This is a genomic window from Bradyrhizobium sp. SZCCHNR1017 (assembly GCF_032381375.1).
Lineage (GTDB): Bacteria > Pseudomonadota > Alphaproteobacteria > Rhizobiales > Xanthobacteraceae > Bradyrhizobium.
In genome coordinates this window covers 261,305-279,392 of sequence record NZ_JAUHIR010000004.1, presented here as the reverse complement: position 1 = coordinate 279,392, position 18,088 = coordinate 261,305, and the positions used below count along the sequence as shown (strand labels likewise).

The 18,088-nt window shown below is 66.2% G+C and carries 18 protein-coding genes; 14 read left to right on the top strand and 4 right to left on the bottom strand.

The window, feature by feature from the left end:
• Positions 1–113 precede the first annotated feature (113 nt).
• Positions 114–2,030 carry an adenylyl-sulfate kinase gene (gene cysC / locus QW863_RS13455; RefSeq protein WP_315713854.1) on the bottom strand — a complete coding sequence of 639 codons (1,917 nt, stop codon included), beginning with the start codon at positions 2,028–2,030 and terminating at the stop codon, positions 114–116.
• Between the two features lie 14 nt (positions 2,031–2,044).
• Complete coding sequence (gene cysD, locus QW863_RS13450; protein WP_315713855.1) at positions 2,045–2,869, bottom strand: sulfate adenylyltransferase subunit CysD; 825 nt, start codon at positions 2,867–2,869, stop codon at positions 2,045–2,047.
• A 204-nt stretch (positions 2,870–3,073) separates the two neighbouring features.
• Between cysD and cysG the strand changes: the two genes are divergently transcribed.
• From cysG to QW863_RS13380, 14 genes are all read left to right on the top strand, one after another.
• Positions 3,074–4,504, top strand: a complete 1,431-nt coding sequence (cysG, locus tag QW863_RS13445) for a siroheme synthase CysG (RefSeq protein WP_315713856.1) — start codon at positions 3,074–3,076, stop codon at positions 4,502–4,504.
• A complete protein-coding gene (locus tag QW863_RS13440; RefSeq protein ID WP_315713857.1) occupies positions 4,505–4,819 on the top strand; it encodes a DUF2849 domain-containing protein in 315 nt (104 codons plus the stop codon).
• A 9-nt stretch (positions 4,820–4,828) separates the two neighbouring features.
• Positions 4,829–6,484, top strand: coding sequence for a nitrite/sulfite reductase (locus QW863_RS13435; RefSeq protein ID WP_315713858.1), 1,656 nt, complete (start codon positions 4,829–4,831; stop codon positions 6,482–6,484).
• Positions 6,471–6,989, top strand: a complete 519-nt coding sequence (locus QW863_RS13430) for a DUF934 domain-containing protein (RefSeq protein WP_315713859.1) — start codon at positions 6,471–6,473, stop codon at positions 6,987–6,989. Before QW863_RS13435 ends, QW863_RS13430 begins: the two co-directional genes overlap by 14 nt.
• Complete coding sequence (locus QW863_RS13425; protein ID WP_315713860.1) at positions 6,986–7,711, top strand: phosphoadenylyl-sulfate reductase; 726 nt, start codon at positions 6,986–6,988, stop codon at positions 7,709–7,711. The genes QW863_RS13430 and QW863_RS13425 overlap by 4 nt, the downstream gene beginning before the upstream one ends.
• Positions 7,712–7,925: 214 nt before the next feature.
• Positions 7,926–8,915, top strand: coding sequence for a sulfate ABC transporter substrate-binding protein (locus tag QW863_RS13420; RefSeq protein WP_315714369.1), 990 nt, complete (start codon positions 7,926–7,928; stop codon positions 8,913–8,915).
• 207 nt (positions 8,916–9,122) lie between these two features.
• On the top strand, positions 9,123–9,959 hold the full coding sequence (gene cysT, locus QW863_RS13415) for a sulfate ABC transporter permease subunit CysT (protein WP_315713861.1): 837 nt from the start codon (positions 9,123–9,125) through the stop codon (positions 9,957–9,959).
• Between the two features lie 8 nt (positions 9,960–9,967).
• A complete protein-coding gene (gene cysW, locus QW863_RS13410; RefSeq protein ID WP_315713862.1) occupies positions 9,968–10,876 on the top strand; it encodes a sulfate ABC transporter permease subunit CysW in 909 nt (302 codons plus the stop codon).
• Positions 10,866–11,903, top strand: a complete 1,038-nt coding sequence (locus QW863_RS13405) for a sulfate ABC transporter ATP-binding protein (protein WP_315713863.1) — start codon at positions 10,866–10,868, stop codon at positions 11,901–11,903. The genes cysW and QW863_RS13405 overlap by 11 nt, the downstream gene beginning before the upstream one ends.
• Before the next feature lie 363 nt (positions 11,904–12,266).
• Positions 12,267–12,782: a CAP domain-containing protein gene (locus QW863_RS13400; RefSeq protein WP_315714371.1), complete on the top strand. Its 516-nt coding sequence runs from the start codon at positions 12,267–12,269 to the stop codon at positions 12,780–12,782.
• 125 nt (positions 12,783–12,907) lie between these two features.
• The gene (locus QW863_RS13395; RefSeq protein ID WP_315713864.1) at positions 12,908–14,083 is read left to right on the top strand and encodes a patatin-like phospholipase family protein; all 1,176 of its coding nucleotides are present in this window, start codon (positions 12,908–12,910) and stop codon (positions 14,081–14,083) included.
• 4 nt (positions 14,084–14,087) lie between these two features.
• Positions 14,088–14,879 carry a 3-hydroxybutyrate dehydrogenase gene (locus QW863_RS13390; protein ID WP_172134430.1) on the top strand — a complete coding sequence of 264 codons (792 nt, stop codon included), beginning with the start codon at positions 14,088–14,090 and terminating at the stop codon, positions 14,877–14,879.
• A gap of 112 nt (positions 14,880–14,991) precedes the next feature.
• A complete protein-coding gene (locus QW863_RS13385; RefSeq protein WP_315713865.1) occupies positions 14,992–15,243 on the top strand; it encodes a SemiSWEET transporter in 252 nt (83 codons plus the stop codon).
• 10 nt (positions 15,244–15,253) lie between these two features.
• Positions 15,254–15,805, top strand: coding sequence for an RNA 2'-phosphotransferase (locus QW863_RS13380; RefSeq protein WP_315713866.1), 552 nt, complete (start codon positions 15,254–15,256; stop codon positions 15,803–15,805).
• Between the two features lie 28 nt (positions 15,806–15,833).
• Here QW863_RS13380 and QW863_RS13375 read toward each other — a convergent pair whose 3' ends face one another.
• Together QW863_RS13375 and QW863_RS13370 are read right to left on the bottom strand one after the other, a co-directional pair.
• Complete coding sequence (locus QW863_RS13375; protein WP_315713867.1) at positions 15,834–16,493, bottom strand: L,D-transpeptidase; 660 nt, start codon at positions 16,491–16,493, stop codon at positions 15,834–15,836.
• Positions 16,494–16,668: 175 nt separating this feature from the next.
• The gene (locus tag QW863_RS13370; protein ID WP_315713868.1) at positions 16,669–18,045 is read right to left on the bottom strand and encodes a lipopolysaccharide biosynthesis protein; all 1,377 of its coding nucleotides are present in this window, start codon (positions 18,043–18,045) and stop codon (positions 16,669–16,671) included.
• Positions 18,046–18,088: the final 43 nt, after the last annotated feature.

The following is an 18,088-nucleotide window of genomic DNA, read 5'->3' as shown; positions in this document are numbered from 1 at the left end:
CGGAATCTCGAAGTGATTGGGGATTGAGCGCAAGGCAATGTCGAGATTCCGGGTTCAAGGCCTGCGGCCTTGCCCCGGAATGACGGAGTGCATGACAAGTCTGGAAGCAGACGTCAGATATTCGCGCCGAGATCGGCGATGTCGTCGAACAGCACGGATGTCCGCGACAGCAGCGCCTCCAGCTCGTCGGTGGCGTCCGCAATCCCGCGCGTCGCGGTGTCGATCACCAGCTCCGCATCGAGCGGCGGCTCGTAGTCGGTGCCGATGCCGGTGAAGTTCTGCAGATTGCCGGCGCGGGCCTTGGCGTAGTGGCCCTTGGGGTCGCGGCTCTCGCAGATCTCGGCGGCCGTCGCGACGTAGACCTCACGGAACAGGTCGCCGGCGACGCGGCGCGCAGCCGCGCGGTCCTCGCGCGCGGGCGATACCGCGGCGACGATCGCGATGTGGCCGTTGCGGGCGAGATGGGTCGCGACCTCAGCGAGGCGACGGATGTTCTCGGCGCGGTCCTCCGGCGTGAAGCCGAGATCCTTGTTGAGGCCGGCACGGACGGTGTCGCCGTCGAGCAGCACCGGGGCGCCGCCGCGGCTGAACAGCCGCCGCTCCAGCGCGCGCGCCAGGGTCGACTTGCCGGCGCCGGGCAGGCCGGTCATCCACACGACGGCGCCCTTGTGGCGATAGCGGTCGGCGCGCTCCTGCGGCTGCAGCGCCGATTCCACCGGCATGATGTCGATCGGTGCGGCGCGCTTGCCAGCGGCGATCGACAGCACCAGCCCGCCGCCGGCGATGCGGCCCTGCACCTCGATGACGAGACGGCCGGTGCGCGCATTCTCGGTGTAGGGATCGACGGCGACCGGCTGGGTCAGTGCGATCTCGATCTCGCCGACATGGTTGCGCGCGATCGATGCGTTCTCTTCGTTGGACAGCGAGCCCGGGTCGACCGCCTTCGCGATCGCGACGACGCTGCCGCGCGCCTCGCGGGTGCCGAGCCGGACCAGGATGCTGTCGCCTTTCGACAGCGGCTGGTCGTGCAGCCAGAAGATGCGGGCATGCAGCCGGCGCGCCGCCTGCGGCTCGCGGCCGACATGGGCGATGACGTCGCCGCGTTCGATGAACAGCTCGCGATCGAGCGTGATGCCGACCGAGCGGCCCGCGCCCTGCGCCGTGGTCACCGGGGTCTGCGGCCAGCCCTCGACGGTCCTGATTTTGGCGATCTTGCCGGCGGGCATGATCACGATCTCGTCGCCGGCGCGCAACTCGCCGGCCTCGACGCGGCCGGCGACGATGCGGCGGTCGTCGAACTTGTAGATCGCCTGCACCGGTAGGCGCAGCGGCAGGCTCGACAGCGGCTTGGCCGGCTCCAGCCCGTCGAGCGCCTCGACCACGGTCGGGCCGTCGTACCAGCCGATCCGCGAGGTCAGCTCGGCGACGCCGTCGCCGTCTCGCGCGGAGATCGGGATGACGGCGACCGGCTTGACGCCGAGGCCTTCGAGATGCGCCGAGATCTCGGCCTTGATCGCGTCGAAGCGGTCTTCGCCGAAATCGACGCGGTCCATCTTGTTGACGACGACCGCGACCTGCTTCACGCCGAGCAGATGCAGGAGATAGCCGTGGCGGCGGGTCTGGTCGCGCACGCCTTCGAGCGCGTCGATGATCAGCACCGCGCCATCGGCCTGCGAGGCGCCGGTGATCATGTTGCGCAGGAATTCGGCGTGGCCGGGCGCGTCGATCAGCACGACCTCGCGCGCATTGGTGCGGAAGCGGATCTGCGTGGTGTCGATGGTGATGCCCTGGTCGCGCTCGGTCTGCAGCGCGTCGAGCAGGAACGACCATTCGAACGGCATGCCGCGGCGGGCGGAGACGGCCTGCAGCATCTCCAGCTTGCCCTCGGGCAGGCTGCCGGTCTCATGCAGCAGACGGCCGACCAAGGTCGACTTGCCGTGGTCGACATGGCCGACGATCACGATGCGGACCTGCGGACGGGTGGTGCCGTTCGGCGTGGCGGGGACGGCTGACGGGACTCGCATGTTCATCGCCTCGTTCCCCCTCACAGATAGCCGGCGACGCGAAGCCGCTCGAAGGCGTCTTCGGTCTCGTGGTCGAGCGCGCGGCCGGCACGCTCGGGCACCTTGGTGCTTTCGAGTTCGGCGAGAATCTCGGGGATGTTCGAGGCGTTCGACGCGACCGGGAAGGTGATGTCCTGATCGCCGAGCGAGCGATAGCGCTTGCCGTTCTTGGACAGATACAGCGGGATGATCGGAATGTTCTCGCGCGCCGTGTAGGCCCAGATGTCGGCCTCGGTCCAATGCAGGATCGGATGGATGCGCAAGTGAGCGCCCTGCGGCGGCGAGGCGTTGAAGTGATCCCAGAATTCCGGCGGCTGGTCGCGCACATCCCAATGGCCCTCGGCCCCGCGCGGCGAGAACACGCGCTCCTTGGCGCGCGTCGCCTCCTCGTCGCGGCGGATGCCCGCGATCAGGCCGTCGAAGCCATGCTTGGCGAGCGCCATCTTCAGGCCCTCGGTCTTGCGCGCAGCCGAGCGTGCGGCGGGCGGCAGTGTGGGATCGACGGCATCGATCGGCGGGCACGGCTCGACCTTGAGATCGAGGCCCCATTCCTTCGCGTAGGTGTCGCGGAAGGCGTACATCTCGGGAAACTTCTTGGCCGTATCGACATGCATGGCGGGGAACGGCACCCGGCCGAAGAACGCCTTGCGCGCCAGCCAGATCATCACGTTGGAATCTTTTCCCAGCGACCACAGCAGCGCCAGCTTCTTCAGCCGTGCAAAGGCCTCGCGAAGGATGTAGATGCTCTGCGCCTCCAGCTCGTCGAGATGGTCCATCGTCGGTGCGGCGTTGAGGACGCGCGGCATGGAAGATGCTTGCTCGATCTCGGAGGAGGGCAACCGATCTCTGGAAACGTCGTTTGTGAGAATGTGCATGCTATCAGCCATCGCCTGCCTGGGAGAAAATTCTATGGCGGAGCCAAGGAATAATTTTCTCTTTACGTCGTAGGCGGGACACTTATATAGAAAATAATTCCAGTCAACCCCCAAGTGCCGAAGCTGAAGAACGCAATGCAATATCTGCCGGTGTTTCTCGATCTGAAGACCGGCCCCGTGCTGCTGATCGGCGCGGGCGAGCTCGTGCGCGCCAAGCTTCGCGTGTTGCTGTCCGCGGGCGCACGGATTCGCTGGTTCGCCACCGACGGCGACTTCGATCTCGCGGGTCTGCGCGATCAGCACGGCCAGATCGAGCGCGCCGAAGGCGACCCGCTGAGCGCCGATCTCACTGGCGTCATCGCCGTGCTGTGCGCGGGCGCTGGCGACATCGGCGTTGCGATGTCGGCGCGGGCGCGCAGCGTTGGTCTGCCCGTCAACGTCATGGACGACCTCGCGCATTCCAGCTTCATCTTTCCGGCGATCGTCGATCGCGGCGACGTGGTGGTGGCGATCGGCACCGGCGGCTCCTCGCCCGTCGTGGCACGCCGCGTGCGCGAACGCATCGAGGCGCTGCTGCCGGCGCGGATCGGCGAGCTCGCGAGCTTCATCGGCGACTTCCGCAAGACCATCAACCCGCAGATCGCCGAGATGACGCTGCGCCGCCGCTTCTGGGAGCGCATCGTCGACGGCCCGATCGGCGCACTGGTGCTGGCGGGCCGCAAGCAGGAAGCGGAGGCGGCGCTGCATGGCATTGCCGATCCCACGGCGTTTGCGGGCGCCGATCATGCCGGCCGCAGCAACGGCCATGTGACCTTGGTCGGCGCCGGTCCGGGAGATCCCGATCTTCTGACCGTCAAGGCGCTGCGCGCGCTGCAGGACGCGGATGTCGTGTTCTACGACGAGCTGGTCACGCCTGAGATTCTCGACCGCATCCGCCGCGATGCCTCGCGCGTGCCGGTCGGCCGCCGCGTCGGCAAGCCCGGCATTGGCCAGGATGCTGTGAACAAGCTGCTGATCGAAGCGGCACGCGAGGGCAAGCGCGCGGTCAGGCTGAAAGGCGGCGACTCCTACGTGTTCGGCCGTGGCGGCGAGGAGGTCGATGCGCTGCGCAAGGCGGGCGTGTCCTACACGATCGTGCCCGGCATCACCGCCGGCCTCGGCGCCGCCGCGCAGTTCGAGGTGCCGCTGACCTTCCGCAGCAAGGCGCTGCGCATCACCTTCCTCACCGCGCACAAGGAGCGCGATGCCGAGGCGGTCGACTGGTCGGCGCTGACTGACACCAAGATGACCGTCGTCGTCTACATGGGCATGACCGCGGCGCCGGCGGTGCGCGCAGGGCTCCTCGCGGCGGGCCGCTCGCCGCAGACGCCGGTCGGTGTGTTCGCGAAGGTGACGCGCCCCGATGCGCAGGCGGCGGTCGGCACGCTCGATCAGTTGCCGGATCTCGTCGGCCAAATCGATGGCGGTCCGGCCATCCTCATCATCGGTGACGTCGTGGCGCACTCCGCGCCGTGGCGCCAGCAGACTATCAGTGGCGTGATCGCACAACTCCTGGAACCCGTCTGAATGACCTCCCCGCTGCAACAGAAGATCAAGATCACCGGTCCCTCGATCATCACCGCGAACCGGACCTGGGATGGCGCGGTGATCTACCGCACCGGCACCAAGAGCTGGTCGGATGAGCTCTCCGATGCGGCGATCGTCCGCACCGCCGACGAGGCGCGCGCCCTGCTGTCGGAAGCGGTGGCCGACGATCTCGGTGCGATCGGTCCCTACATCGCGCCGGTCGAGGTGGGCGCCGACGGTGCGGTCAAGCCCGGCAATATGCGCGAACACATCCGGCTCACGGGCGCCTCCATCGCGCTCCCGGCTCAAGTCTGAAGGCCTGTCATGTACGCTTATGACGAAATCGACCGCACCTTGGTCAACGAGCGCGTCGCCGAATTCCGCGACCAGGTGAAACGGCGCCTGTCGGGCGAATTGTCCGAGGACGAGTTCAAGATGCTGCGGCTGCAGAACGGCGTCTATCTGCAGCTCCACGCCTACATGTACCGCATCGCGATCCCCTACGGCACGCTGGCGTCGAACCAGCTCCGCCGGCTGGCCCATGTCGCGCGCCGCTACGACCGCGGCTACGGTCACTTCACGACGCGGCAGAACATCCAGTTCAACTGGATCAAGCTCGCCGAGCTGCCGGATGCGATGGCCGACCTCGCCGAGGTCGGCATCCAGTCGATGCAGACCTCCGGCAACAACATGCGCAACGTCACCTCGGATCAGTGGGCGGGCGTCGCGCCGGGCGAGGTCGAGGATCCCAGGATCTGGGCGGAGCTGCTGCGCCAGTTCACCACGCTTCACCCGGAATTCTCGTTCCTGCCGCGCAAGTTCAAGATCGCGATCACGGCGTCCGACCACGACCGCGCCGCGATCAAGATCCACGACATCGGCCTGCGTCTCAAGAAGAACGAGCAGGGCGAAACCGGCTTCGAGGTGCTGGTCGGCGGCGGCCTCGGCCGCACGCCGTTCATCGCCAAGACCATCAAGCCGTTCGTCCACGGCCACGACATTCTCAGCTATGTCGAGGCGATCCTGCGCGTCTACAACCAGTACGGCCGCCGCGACAACATCTACAAGGCGCGCATCAAGATCCTGGTCCATGAGCTCGGCATCGAGAAGTTCGCCGCCGAGGTCGAGGAGGAGTGGCAGCAGATCCGCGACGGCGTGCTCAAGCTCGATCAGGGGATCATCGAGGACATCCGCTCGCGCTTCTTCTATCCGGCCTACGAGACGCTGCCGCACATGCCGGAGGAGCTGAAGCAGGCCGCGCATGATGCGAAGTTCGAGGCCTGGCGCAAGAACTCGGTGTTCCCGCACAAGGTGCAGGGCTATGCCATCGTGACCGTGTCGCTGAAGCCCATGGGCAAGCCGCCGGGCGATGCGACCGCCGACCAGATGGATGCGCTGGCCGACATCGCCGACAAATACTCGTTCGGCGAGATCCGGGTCGGGCATGAGCAGAACCTGGCGCTGCCGCATGTCCGCAAGCGCGACCTGCCGGCGGTGTGGAAGGCGCTCGAGGCCATTGGCCTCGCGATTCCCAACGTCAACCTCGTGTCCGACATCATCGCCTGCCCGGGCCTGGACTACTGCTCGCTGGCGAACGCGCGCTCGATCCCGATCGCTCAGGAGATCACGCGCCGCTTCGCCAATCACGACACGGCGAACCTGATCGGCCGGCTGCACATCAACATCTCCGGCTGCATCAATGCCTGCGGCCACCATCACGTCGGTCACATCGGCATCCTCGGCGTCGAGAAGAACAACGAGGAATTCTATCAGATCACGATCGGCGGCCGCGCGGACGAGGGCGCCGTGCTCGGCACCCTGATCGGACCCGCGGTGCCCTATGCCGAAGTTGCCGATGTCGTCGAGGACATCGTCGAAGCCTATCTTGCGCTGCGCGCGAGCCCCGAGGAGCTGTTCGTCGACACGGTGAAGCGGCTCGGGGTCGAACCATTCAGGGAGCGGGTCTATGCCACTCGTTAAGGGCGGACACATCATCGCGGACGCGTTCGTCCGCCTCACCGACGATGCCGAACTGCCGGCGCAGGGCGCGATCCTCGTCTCGGAGACGCGTTTTCTCGCCGGCCCCGACGCGCTGGTCAGCCGCTCAAGTGGCAAGCTCGGCGTGATCTGGCCGAACAATCGCGACGTCGACGATCTCGTGCCGTATCTCGACCGGCTCGCGCTGGTCGCGCTGGTGTTCCCGAGTTTTCGCGACGGCCGCGCCTATACCCAAGCGCGTCTGCTGCGTGAGCGCCATGGCTTCCGCGGCGAGCTGCGCGCGACCGGGCAGGTGCTGCGCGATCAGTTCGTGTTCATGCTGCGCGCCGGCTTCGACGCATTCGAGGTCAAGAAGCAGGCGGATGCCGAGGCCTTCACCGAGACCGTGAAGCGCTATTCGGTGTTCTATCAGCCGACCGGCGACGGCCGGATCTCGGCGCTGCATCAGCGCCTGCAACTGCGCCATTCGGAGAGTGCCGGGCTGTGAGCACGCTGGCTGCATCGCCTTCCGTTGCGGAGATCCCGGTCGCGGCGCTCGACGCCGCGCTGCGCACGGCCGCGCCGCATGAGGTCATTGCCGCTGCTCTCGCGGCGATCGGTCGCGAGCGGCTGGCGGTGGTGTCGTCGTTTGGAACGGAGTCGGCTGCGCTCCTGAAGGTGACGTCCGACGTCGATCCGGCGATCCCGGTGATCTTCCTCGACACCGGGCACATGTTCGCGGAGACGCTGGCCTATCGCGACCGGCTCATCGAGATCCTCGGCCTGCAAGACGTCCGCTCGATGAAGCCGGACGCCGCCGCGCTCGAGCGCGAGGACGCCGACAACGATCTGTGGTTCTCCGATCCCGACGCCTGCTGCCGCATCCGCAAAGTCGAGCCGCTGGCACGCGCGCTGGCGCCGTTCGCCGCCTGGATCAACGGCCGCAAGCGTTTCCAGGGCGGCTTGCGGGCGGCGATCCCGGTCGTCGAGCAGGACGGCGTGCGGGTGAAATTCAATCCGTTCGCCAATGTGACCCGCGAGGAGATCGCGGCGATCTACCGCTCTGCCAATCTGCCGCAGCATCCGCTGGTCGCCGCCGGCTTCCGCTCGATCGGATGCATGCCCTGCACAAGCCGCGCCGACTCCGGCGAGGACGAGCGGGCCGGCCGTTGGCGCGGCCGTGACAAGACCGAATGCGGCATCCACACGATCGCGACCTCGAAGGTGTAGTTCGAAACTCACCGGCCGGCTGACCTGGCAGCCCATGACGACATTGTGCCGCGGCAAGAACAGCTATCCCAACGCCGAGCGCTTCGTAGCAAAATGCCTATGTCCGGCCGGAAACAAGAAAATCCGGTTCCGTTGACTCCGACGTGAACATTTGGCGATCTGCAGTGCGCGCCTGCAACATTGCGGGCGGTGAATGGAACGGAGAGCTTGGATGATGATGCGACGTCTTCTGGCTGCGGTCGCAGGCCTGGCATGGGCAGGATCGGCCTATGCCGCGGACATCAGTCTGCTCAACGTCTCATATGACCCGACCCGCGAGCTCTACGTCGAGTTCAATAAGGCGTTTTCAGCCGCCTATCAGAAGGAGACCGGCAAGAGCGTCGAGGTCAAGCAGTCGCATGGCGGCTCCGGTGCGCAGGCCCGCAGCGTCATCGACGGGCTGCAGGCCGACGTCGTGACCCTGGCGCTCGCCTATGACATCGACGCGATCGCGGGCAAGGGTCTGCTCGACAAGGAATGGCAAAAGCGACTGCCGCAGAATGCCTCGCCCTACACCTCGACCATCGTTTTCCTGGTGCGCAAAGGCAATCCCAAGGGCATCAAGGACTGGGACGACCTGCTCAAGAAGGGCGTCGACGTCATCACGCCCAATCCGAAGACATCCGGCGGCGCGCGCTGGAACTATCTGGCCGCCTGGGGCTATGCGCTGAAGAAGTTCGGCTCGGCCGACAAGGCCAAGCAGTTCGTCGGCGACCTCTATCAGCACGTCCCTGTGCTCGACACCGGCGCCCGCGGCGCCACCGTGACCTTCGTGGAGCGCGGTGTCGGCGACGTCCTGCTCGCCTGGGAGAACGAGGCGCATCTGGCCCTGCGTGAGTTCGGCAAGGACAAGTTCGAGATCGTCGCGCCGCAGCTGTCGATCCTGGCCGAACCGCCAGTTGCGGTGGTCGACTCGGTGGCCGACAAAAAGGGCACGCGAAGTGTGGCTGAATCCTACCTGAAATACTGGTATACAAAGGAAGGTCAGGAAATTGCCGCACGCAACTCCTACCGTCCGCGTGATCCCGAGGTGGCCAAGAAGTACGAGGCTGCCTTCGCCAAGGTCGAGCTGTTCACCATCGACGAGGTGTTCGGCGGCTGGACCAAGGCCCAGAAGGACCATTTTGCGGAAGGCGGAATCTTCGATCAAATCTACAAGAATTGATCGAATCAGAAGGAACAAGTTGGTGACCGCCGATCTGATACGGCTTCGAGACAACAAGGCAAGAAGCTGGCGTTGCGGCGATCTGCGATATCGCGCATGAGACGCGGTCCCCGGTCTCGATTGCCGAGACGAGGCTGGGGGCGGCGGGCGGACACCACAATCGATTCAAGCCCATCGACACCGATCATCAACGGACCAGGCCTTTTTTTGAACGTACTTGCACCACGTCGCAGCACCTTGCCAGGCTTTGGTCTCACCATGGGGCTGACGCTGACCTGGCTGTCGCTGATCGTCCTGATTCCACTGGCGGGACTGTTCGTTCGCTCGACCGATCTCAGCCTGGAGCAGTTCTGGGGCATCGTCACCAGCCGTCGCACCTTGAGCGCGCTGAAGATCTCGTTCGGGCTCGCTTTCGCCGCCGCCTGCGTCAATCTGGTGATGGGCACCATTGTCGTCTGGGCGCTGGTGCGCTACCGCTTTCCCGGCCGCCGCCTGTTCGACGCCATCGTCGACGTGCCGTTCGCGCTGCCGACGGCGGTGGCGGGCGTGGCGCTGACGGCGCTGTTCGCACAGAAGGGCTGGCTCGGCGCGCCGCTCGCCGCAATGGGCATCAAGGTGGCGTTCACGCCGCTCGGCATCTTCGTTGCGATGATCTTCATCGGCATCCCCTTTGTCGTCCGCACCGTGCAGCCGGTGCTGATCGATCTCGATCCGGAGATCGAGGAGGCGGCAGCGAGCCTCGGCGCCGGGCGCTGGCAGATCGTGGCCCGCGTGATCCTGCCGAGCCTGACGCCGGCGCTGCTCACCGGCTTCGCACTCGCCTTTGCGCGCGCGGTCGGCGAGTACGGATCGGTGATCTTCATCGCCGGCAATTTGCCGAACGTCTCCGAGATCGCGCCGCTGCTGATCGTGATCCGGCTGTCCGAATTCCGCTACGCCGATGCCACCGCGATCGCGGTGGTGATGCTGGTCGTGGCGTTCCTGATCATCTTTGCCGTGAACCGGTTGCAGCGCTGGGCGCAGAGCCGGGCGCCCTTGAACTAGGACCCGACATGAGCGTGGAGATGACCCTGCAGGCGCCATCCGTGGCATCGTCCGCGGCCAGCCCGCACGTCGCGCAGGCCGGCCGTCCCGATCCGCGCACCGAGCCGCGCCTGGTCCGCATCGTCATCACGACGCTGGCGTTGGCGTTCCTGTCGGTGTTCGTGGTGCTGCCGCTGATCGTCGTGTTCGTGGAAGCGTTCGGCAAGGGCATCGCGGCCTATTTCACCGCGCTTGCCGACGCCGAGGCGTGGGACGCGATCCGCCTGACGCTGCTGGTGGCGCTGGTCTCGGTCGGGACCAATCTCGTGTTCGGCCTGTGCGCCGCCTGGGCGATCGCCAAGTTCGACTTTCCGGGCAAGACGTTCCTGATCACCCTGATCGATCTGCCGTTCTCGGTGAGCCCGGTGATATCGGGCCTCGTGTTCGTGCTGCTGTTCGGCGCGCAGGGGTTCTTCGGTCCGTGGATGCAGAGCCATGGCCTGCAGATATTGTTCGCCTTTCCCGGCATTGCGCTGGCGACCGTGTTCGTGACCTTCCCGTTCGTGGCGCGCGCGCTGATCCCGCTGATGCAGGAGCAGGGCACGCAGGAGGAGGAGGCGGCGATCTCGCTCGGCGCGTCCGGCCTGCAGACGTTCTTCCGCGTCACCCTGCCGAACATCAAATGGGGCGTGCTGTATGGCGTGCTGCTCTGCAACGCGCGCGCGATGGGCGAGTTCGGCGCCGTCTCGGTCGTGTCCGGCCATATCCGCGGCGAGACCAATACGATGCCGCTGCTGGTCGAGATCCTCTACAACGAATACCAGATGGTCGCCTCGTTCGCGATCGCCTCGCTCTTGGCGATGCTCGCGCTGATCACGCTGGTCGTCAAAACCGTCCTCGAACGGCAACTCGATGAGGGAGGTCCGCGTGACCATTGAAGTCAGGGGTGTCGTCAAGACGTTCGGCACGTTCAAGGCCCTCGACGGCGTCGATCTCAAGGTCGCCGACGGCGAATTGCTGGCGCTGCTGGGCCCGTCCGGGTCGGGCAAGACGACCTTGCTGCGGATCATCGCCGGGCTGGAGTGGCCCGATTCCGGCGAGATCCTGTTTGACGGCGAGAGCGCGCTCGATCGCGGCGCGCGCGAGCGTCACGTCGGCTTCGTGTTTCAGCACTACGCGCTGTTCCGGCACATGAACGTGTTCGAGAACGTCGCCTTTGGCCTGCGCGTGCAGCCGCGCCGCATCCGCAAGAGCGAGGCTGAGATCCGCGCGCGCGTGAAGGAGCTGCTCGACCTCGTCCAGCTCGACTGGCTCGCCGATCGCTATCCGAGCCAGCTCTCCGGCGGCCAGCGCCAGCGCATCGCGCTGGCGCGCGCGCTCGCCATCCAGCCGCGCATCCTCCTGCTCGACGAGCCGTTCGGCGCGCTCGACGCCAAGGTGCGCAAGGAGCTGCGGCAATGGCTGCGCACCCTGCATCACTCGATCAACGTCACCTCGATCTTCGTGACGCATGATCAGGAGGAGGCACTCGAGGTCGCGCACCGCGTCGTGGTGATGGACAAGGGCCGCATCGAGCAGGTCGGCTCGCCGAGCGACGTTTACGACAGTCCGGCGACGGCCTTCGTGCACGGCTTCATCGGCGAATCGATCATGCTGCCGGTGGAGATCTCCGGCGGCGCCGTGCATCTGAACGGGCGGCCGCTGGACCTGGCTGCAGAGGGCGTGGCCGCGGGCGCCTCGACCTTGTTCGTGCGCCGGCACGACATGCTGATCGGCTCCGCGGACAGCGGCACGCTGCACGGCGCCGTCACCCACGTCCGCAGCTTCGGCCCAGTGCAGCGCGCCGAGATCGCGCTGACTGAAGGCTCGACCATCGAGATCGACGCCCCCCGCGACCGCGAGCTCCGCATCGGCGACCGCATCGGCCTGAAGCCGCGGCATTATCGGATTTTCGCGGCCGGGTAGGGGCTGCTCGGGCTCGTCCCGGATCGCTGCCAAACATGCGGTGTTGTCCCGGACAAGCCCGGCAACGCGAAAGCGTTGGCGGGCGCTGATCCGGGACCCATACGCCGTGAAGCTTGCTTGAGGCACGCCGGAGCGGCATCGGGTCTCACCACGACCGCTGCGGAGTAAGGTCCCGGCTCAAGGCCAGGACGACACCGAGGGCGTCGTGCCGTTCCTGGCTTGACCGAACTGCTCCTATGGTTGACGAACGGTTGCCGGCAGGAATGGCCGCAATTGTCGCGACGGAACTTACCACCGATTCACCTTTCAGCCACGGTTGATGTGCAACAACCCGCCTCTCGCATCGGCATAGGGATTGGTTCATTGAAGCGTCTGGCTCTCGCTCTCTCCATTGCATTCCTGCTCGCCGGCTGTGCGGCCGAGACGCCGGTCGTGCAGGCGCCGACCATGTATGCCGATATGGCGGTCGCGGGCGCCAAGCTCGATGCGGTGGCTGCGGCGACGATGATCTCGCAATACCGCCAGAACAACGGGCTCGGCACGGTCGAGGTCGACCCCGAGCTGATGCGGCTGGCGGAATCGCAGTCGCAGGCGATGGCCGACAAGAACAAGCTCGATCATGACGTGCGCGCCCCGCTGGCGAAGCGCCTGACGGGTGCCGGCTATGACGCTGTCGTCGCGGTCGAGAACGTGTCGGCCGGTTATCATACGCTGGCGGAAGCGTTTTCCGGCTGGCGTGACTCGCCGCCGCATCGCGCCAACATGCTCAAGAGCGGTGTCACAAAAATAGGCATCGCAGCGAGCTATGCTCCGAACACCAAGTACAAAGTGTTCTGGACCATGATCCTGGCCGCGCCGGACGGCAAGAAGCCCTCCTGACAGGCTGGGCTGCCGCCGCCCTGCGCAGGCCGCGTGCGAGTCAGGCCGGCCTAGCCCTTGGGGTGGATTGACGTCACCGCGAAGTGACGCCACGGTGGCGCCTTGCTTTGCTAATGACCGCGGTAATGACGCAACATCCATTTCCCCCGCTGCCTGCAACCCCCGCCGAATCGCAACGCGTGCTCGTCCTGCAGGGCGGCGGCGCGCTCGGCTCCTATCAGGCCGGCGCCTATCAGGCACTGTGCCATTTCGATTTCGAACCGGAATGGGTCGCCGGTATCTCGATCGGCGCCATCAATGCCGCGATCATCGCCGGCAACGACCGGGAGAAACGCATTGGCCGTCTCAAGGAATTTTGGGAGATGGTATCGTCGCCGGTGCCGTGGAAGCCGCTGCTCAATGGCGATCATCACCGCTCGGCCTTCAACGAAGTCAGCGCCGGGCTGATCGCGGCGTTCGGCGTGCCCGGCTTCTTCACGCCGCGCTTCCCACCGGCGCCGCTGTGGCCGTCAGGCACGCTGCAATCGGTCAGCTATTACGACACCGCGCCGCTCAGGCGGACCCTGGAACGGCTGGTCGATTTCGACCGCATCAACGATCTGAAGACGCGGCTCTCCGTCGGAGCCGTCGGCGTCACCACCGGCAACTTCACCTATTTCGACAATGTCGAATTCAGGAAGCAGGGCAAGCGGATCGGGCCCGAGCACATCATGGCGTCGGGCGCGCTGCCGCCCGGCTTCCCGCCGGTCGAGATCGACGGCGAGCACTATTGGGACGGCGGCATCGCCTCCAACACGCCGCTGGACTACGTGCTCGATACCGAGACCGATCGTGATCTGCTGATCTTCCAGGTCGATCTGTTCTCCGCGCGCGGCGATCTGCCGCGGACGCTGCTGGAGGCCGCCGAGCGCGAGAAGGACATCCGCTATTCCAGCCGGACGCGGATGAACACCGACAAGAACCGCATGATCCACAACACGCGCAAGGCGCTGCGCGAGCTCTATGCCAAGCTGCCCGACGAGCTGCGCAACGATCCCTCGCTCGAGATCCTGTGCAAGGCGGCGCAGGAAAACACCGTCACGGTGGTGCACCTGATCTATCGCAGCAAGAACTACGAGACGTCCTCCAAGGACTACGATTTTTCCCATGTCGCGATGGTCGAGCATTGGGAAGCGGGCGTGCGCGATGTCCACCAGTCGATGCGCCACAAGGACTGGCTGGAGCGGCCGCAGTCCGGCGAGACCATGGTCACCTACGATCTCACGCAGGACGGCAGTCTCGCTGCCGCCAAGAAGGAGTGAAGCAATGACGACGAATCTGAAGGGCAAGACCGCGGTCGTGACCGGCTCGACCAGCGGCATCGGGCTGGCCTATGCGCGCGCCTTCGCGTCCGCCGGCGCGAACATCGTGCTCAACGGTTTCGGCGCGCCAGCCGACATCGAGAAGGAGCGTGCGGCGATCGAGAGCGACTTCAAGGTCAAGGCCGTGCACTCGCCGGCCGACATGAGCAAGCCGGCCGAGATCGCCGGCATGATCGCGCTCGGCGAGACCACGTTCGGCTCGGTCGACATCCTCGTCAACAATGCCGGCATCCAGTTCGTCTCGCCGGTCGAAGACTTCCCGCCGGAGAAGTGGGAGCAGATCATCGCGATCAACCTGTCGTCCGCGTTCTACGGCATCCGCGCCGCGGTGCCCGGCATGAAGAAGCGCGGCTGGGGCCGCATCATCAACACGGCGTCCGCGCATTCGCTGGTCGCCTCGCCGTTCAAGTCGGCCTATGTCTCGGCCAAGCACGGCATCGCCGGCCTCACCAAGACCGTGGCGCTCGAGCTCGCGACCTTCAAGATCACCTGCAACTGCATCTCGCCGGGCTATGTGTGGACGCCGCTGGTCGAGAAGCAGATTCCCGATACGATGAAGGCGCGCAACCTCACCAAGGAACAGGTCATCAACGACGTGCTGCTCGCGGCGCAGCCGACCAAGGAGTTCGTGACCTCCGAGCAGGTCGCGGCGCTGGCGCTGTTCCTGTGCGGCGACGATGCGGCGCAGATCACCGGCACCAACCTCTCGATCGACGGCGGTTGGACGGCGGCGTAACGATCGCAGGAGCGCTGAACAAGGCACCAGTTTCGCGCCGAGGCGGGTTTCGCTTCGGCGCGGTCCATTCTACAAGCGTGCGTTTCCACGACCAGCGCACGGACCCTCGACCTTGCTGACCACGATCATCGGCCTCGGCGCCGCCATCTGCACCACGAGCTCGTTCCTGCCGCAGGTCATCAAGGCCTGGCGGTCGCGCTCGACCCATGACATCTCGATGGGCATGTTCGTGCTGCAGACCACCGGCAACTCGATGTGGCTGCTCTACGGCGCGCTGATCAGCGACCTGCCGCTGGTCGTCGCCAACGCGATCACGCTCGGCCTGGTGGCCGCGATCCTCGGCCTGAAGCTGCGCTACGGCTAGGATGCAGACGATGGCCTTCGATCCGGTCCGCTTGAGCAAGTTCCTCAGTCTCGTGCTGCGCCACCAGCCAGATACAATCGGCTTGGTGCTGGATGGGCAGGGCTGGGCGATCATCGATGATCTGATCGCGCGCGCGGCGGCGGCGGGGACCGTCCTCAGCCGGGCCGATCTGGAGCAGGTGGTCGCGACCAGCGACAAGAAGCGCTTCACGGTCTCGCAGGACGGGCAGCGCATTCGGGCGGCGCAGGGACATTCGGTGGCGGTGGAACTCGGCTTGACCCCGCGCGAGCCGCCCGCCGTGCTGTATCACGGAACGGCGACGCGCTTCGTCGAAGCGATCATGGCAGAAGGCTTGAGGCCGCAGTCACGCCAGCAGGTGCATCTGTCTTTGGATGAGGCGACGGCCGTCAATGTCGGGCGCCGGCACGGCGAGCCCATCGTGCTGCGCGTCGATGCCGCAGCGATGCATCGGGATCGCTTGAAGTTCTTCGTTGCGGACAACGGCGTCTGGCTGACCGACCACGTGCCTCCGGAGTACCTGAGCGTCGACCCCGCCCCGTAACCCGCGCGCGTCGCAGAACGTCGCGATATCAGCTGCGGCGGGCGAATACGTTCGCGGTGGTGGACGCGACGCTCTGGCCCGGCGGCAGCACGACCACGGTCGATCCGAGCTGGACGTGGTTGTAGAGGTCGGCGACGTCGGTATTGGTCATGCGGATGCAGCCCGACGAGATCGCCTGGCCGATATATTCGGGCTGGTTGGTGCCGTGGATGCGGTACAGGGTGTCCTTGTTGCCCTCGTACAGATAGATGGCGCGGGCGCCGAGCGGATTCGCCGGGCCGCCGGCGACGCGCTTCGGATACGGCCCGAGGCGCGCCTGGATGTCGGCGGTGGGAACCCAGTCCGGCCATTCCGCGAGCTTGCCGACGGTGGCGACGCCGGAGAAGGCCATCGCCTCTTCGCCGACGGCGACGCCGTAGCGGATCGCCTTGCGGTCGGGCAGCACGTAGTACAGGAAGCGCGCATCGGTATCGACGACGATCGTGCCCGGCTGTTCCTGCCGGGTGTAGTCGACCATGTGGCGCTGGAACTGTTGCGGGATCTGCGCCTCGGCATAGGGCGCGTGCGCCAGCAACTGACGGTCGCGGGGCGTCAACGCCGCGTCTGACGTCGGCGACAGCGTCGCTTCCATGCAGCCGGCCAGCATCACGGTTCCGGCCAGCGATAGTGCGACCCCCAGTCTCGACATCTCATTCTCCCCCAGCGCGCATTCAAATCATGTGCCCGGAGGATCGCGCCAATATCAAGGCGTTGCACCCAACACTTGCGTGATCGCCGGGCGAGACGAGGCGTGGCGGCGCGACGCTCGCAGTTCCGCCAAGGCGAGGCCAAGATGACGCAACAGATGCGTCAATATGGTTTCCTCAAGATGCCTTGCCGAAGGCGAGGACATGCAGCCCGAGCCGCTGCTTGACGATCCGGAACAGCAGCACGGTCTCGAAGGCCAGCGACAGCGAGGTCGCCGCCGCGGCGCCGTGGCCGCCGAACTGCGGCACCAGCAGGATGCAGAGCACGAGGTTCATGACGAAGGCCGCCGCATAGGCCATGGCGCAGGCGCGCTGCTGGCCCAGCATGTTGAGCAGCCGCTCCATCGGTCCGATCGCGGCGCGTACGACGAGCCCGATTGCGGCGATGAACATGATGTCGTAGCCGGCGGTGAACTGTGCGCCGAACAGAAACAGCAGCGGCTTGCCGAGCGCGAGCAGCACCAGCGTCGCCGCGAGCGACGGCCAGAACGTCCACTTGATCGCATGCGCGACATAGGCCGACAGCCGCGCCTTGTCGCCGAGCGCGTGGTATTCGGCGAAGCGATGCGCCGTCGTCGCCGACATCGCGTAGTGGATGAACGACACCAGCGCGAGCGTCTTCACCACCGCGAAATAGATGCCGACCTCCTCGGAAGAGCGGAATTGCTGCAGCACCAGCACGTCGGTGTAGGACAGCAGCAGATAGAAGCTCTCGACCAAGAGGATCGGCAGCGAGATCGCGAGCCAGCCGCGGAGATCATATTGTTTGGGACCCGGCTCGACGTGGCGGCGGAGCCGGTTGTTCAGCACCAGCATCTGGCCGAGCATCGCGAGCCACACCGCGGCCGCGCTCGCGGCCATCGCAGCGGTGGCGCCGAGATCGAGCCCGAGCACGAAGGCGCCTGCCGTGAAGCCGATGATCAGCGTCTGGCGGATGATGAATTGCGGCATCAGGCCGAGCGTCATCCAGTCGTGCGAGCGGGCGATGCCGTCCTGGGTGTTGGCGACGACGAAGGCTGGCAAGGTCAGACAGCCGATATAGAGCGGCATGCGCTCGCCGGCGTCGATCCAGGGCGACAGCAGCGCGATCAGGCCGGCGAGCAGCAACGCCGCAGCGGTGGACGTCGCCAGCGTCAGCCAGCGTCCGCCAGAGAGGAAGCCGCGCAGCAGCGCCTGCTGGCCCGAGGTGCGGTAGTCCGGAATGATCTTCTGCGCCGAGGAGGCGATGCCGACATCCAGCATGCTGCCGAGCAGCAGCACCCAGGTCCAGACATAGACATAGGTGCCGTAGTCCGAGCCGCCCATCCAGCGCGCGAGCAGGATCTGGCTGAGATAGGCGAGGCCCGCGCTGAGCACGCGGATCAGGAAGATGGTGCCGGCCAGGCGGCGCGTCAGCGATGCCTCGCCGCTGCCGCCGAGCACAGCCAGGCGCGCCTTCAGGCGGGCCGCGAGGCCGGTCGATGCGAGGGCGTTGCGGGCATCCATCACAGCCACGGCGGGGTCCGGCTCCACGGCCGCGCGGATGGCGGCGATGGTG